This window comes from Intestinibacter sp., from assembly GCF_051866655.1.
Classification (GTDB): Bacteria; Bacillota; Clostridia; order Peptostreptococcales; family Peptostreptococcaceae; genus Intestinibacter.
In genome coordinates, this window is record NZ_JBJDXL010000527.1 from 1 (window position 1) to 2226 (window position 2226).

The 2226-nt window shown below is 29.7% G+C and carries 3 protein-coding genes; all 3 read right to left on the minus strand.

The window, feature by feature from the left end:
* Window positions 1-1096: FtsX-like permease family protein (locus ACI3VO_RS15835; RefSeq protein WP_439758842.1), on the minus strand; the 1096-nt coding region annotated here is incomplete at its 3' end.
* Window positions 1086-1853, minus strand: coding sequence for an ABC transporter ATP-binding protein (locus ACI3VO_RS15840; protein ID WP_439758843.1), 768 nt, complete (start codon window positions 1851-1853; stop codon window positions 1086-1088). The genes ACI3VO_RS15840 and ACI3VO_RS15835, both read right to left, overlap by 11 nt.
* 81 nt (window positions 1854-1934) lie before the next feature.
* Window positions 1935-2226: ATP-binding protein (locus ACI3VO_RS15845; RefSeq protein WP_439758844.1), on the minus strand; the 292-nt coding region annotated here is incomplete at its 5' end.

The following is a 2226-nucleotide window of genomic DNA, read 5'->3' on the forward strand; positions in this document are numbered from 1 at the left end:
GAAGATAATTATTTACCTCATCTGTTTTATTTTCGTATATATTGTAAACGAGTTTATCGTCAATTTTATTATTTTGGTTTATTATATCTATGTATTTTTCAAATTTATCATTTACATCATCGCTGAAAACTATCGCATCAAATGGAAGCTGGTAATCCATTCGCTTATCTAAAAAATCATTAAACATCATAGATATAGAAGAACCAAGTATTGCAAATGTAAAAAGTATAGTCAAGGTAGACATAGTAAATTCCATAGTCTTTATTTTAGATGAAAATTGACGCAGTAAAAATAAATTTGAACCTTTGAAAACGCCGTTTTTTCTTTTATTTATGTAATTTATCACAAATGATGAAATTCCACCGTAGAATAAGTATATAGATACTACTAATAATCCTAAGTAAACCCAGATGCTCTTTATACCGAATTTTCCCATCAAAATTATTATATCGAATGCTATTATATATATTATAGATACGAAGAAAAATACAGTTTTAATTTTAGAATTCTTTTCGGTTATAGTTTCGTTTTCTTTTTCGAAACTCATCATTTGATTTATAGTCATCTTCTTCAATTTTCTTTTATTTTTGAAAAGAGCTATAGCGTATATAAATAGATACAGAAAAGTAGTTAGCAAAAATCCGTATATATTAAATTCAAATTTTATAGAGTAATTGTTGCCTAGGATACTAAAAAATACGGTTTGAAATACCTGTTGCAAAAACATCCCAGGCAAGATTCCAAGTAAATATGATAAAATACCTATAATTTGATTTTCTCTTATAAATAACGAAGCAATTTCCTTTTTCTTCATACCAAGCAGCGAGTATATACCAAATTCCTTGCTTCTTTTTTGCATCATAAACTTGATCATATAATTTATAAGCCAAGCTATTACAATTATTATAAATACAGTCGCAAGGGCTACCATTGCTCCTAATACTCCTGCCATAGAGAATATGCCCAATATATCCTTTGAAAAAATCATCGAATTAAATGCAAACATCAAGGAAGATATCAAGACCATAGTTATTAGATAGACAAAATAATCACTTAAAGATTTCTTCACATTTCTAAAAGCAAGCTTATTGAACATCTGAAGGGTCACCTCCAGTAAACGCCAACACATCTAAAATGTCATTTAAAAAATCTCTCCTGCTCTTATCGCCCTTTACTAATTCATAAAAAATTTCTCCGTCTTTTAAAAACAATATCCTATTGCAGTAGCTAGCTGAAATAGCATCGTGGGTTACCATCAATATAGTAGCCTTTAATTTTTCGTTCATTAATTGAAATGTCTCAAGCAGCATTTGAGCTGACTTTGAATCTAAAGCTCCTGTAGGTTCATCTGCAAGTATTAACTTCGGATCGTTTATAATCGCCCTAGCACAGGCACATCTTTGTTTTTGTCCACCTGATACTTCATATGGAAATTTATCTTTGATTTCATATATATTTAGCCTTTTTAGAATTTGATCTACTTTAGTTTTGATTTCATTTTTATTTTTGTTTCTAAGTGTCATCGCTAGAATTATATTCTCTTCTATAGTAAGAGTATCTAGTAAGTTGAAGTCTTGAAACACAAATCCCAGGTTTTCCTTTCTGAAATCTGATAATTCATCCTCATCCATCTCAGTTATGTCGGTATTTTTGTAGTATATATGTCCAGAAGTTACCTTATCTATTGTAGAAATCACATTTAACAGTGTAGTCTTGCCAGAGCCTGAAGCTCCCATAACACCGGTAAATTCTCCTTCTTCTATAGAAAAGCTTATTCTTTTTAAGACTTTTTTAATATTGCCCCTTTTTCCATAGTATTTTTCTATATCACAGATTTTTATTAATTCCTTCATAATCATCTCTCCTCCAAAACCTTATGACTATATAATAGTATTTTCCAAATTCATTTTGTATAGACTTAATTTTAATTAAGCTTACAGTTTTGAAAGATAATCATCTTTTGGAAATAATAAAATTATCCTTGTATATTTGTTTATTTCAGATTCTGCGTATATTTCTATACCTAGCTTCGTGCAGAGCTTTTTGCATAAGTAAAGACCTATTCCCGTCGATTTGTTGTTTTGTCTACCGTTTGTGCCAGTAAAGCCTTTGTCGAATATCCTGTTTATCTCGCTTTTTTCAATTCCTATTCCATTGTCTTCTATGTATAATTTGACTCCGTCTTTTACAGCTTCTGTGTATAGAGATATTTTTCCAACTGCTTCT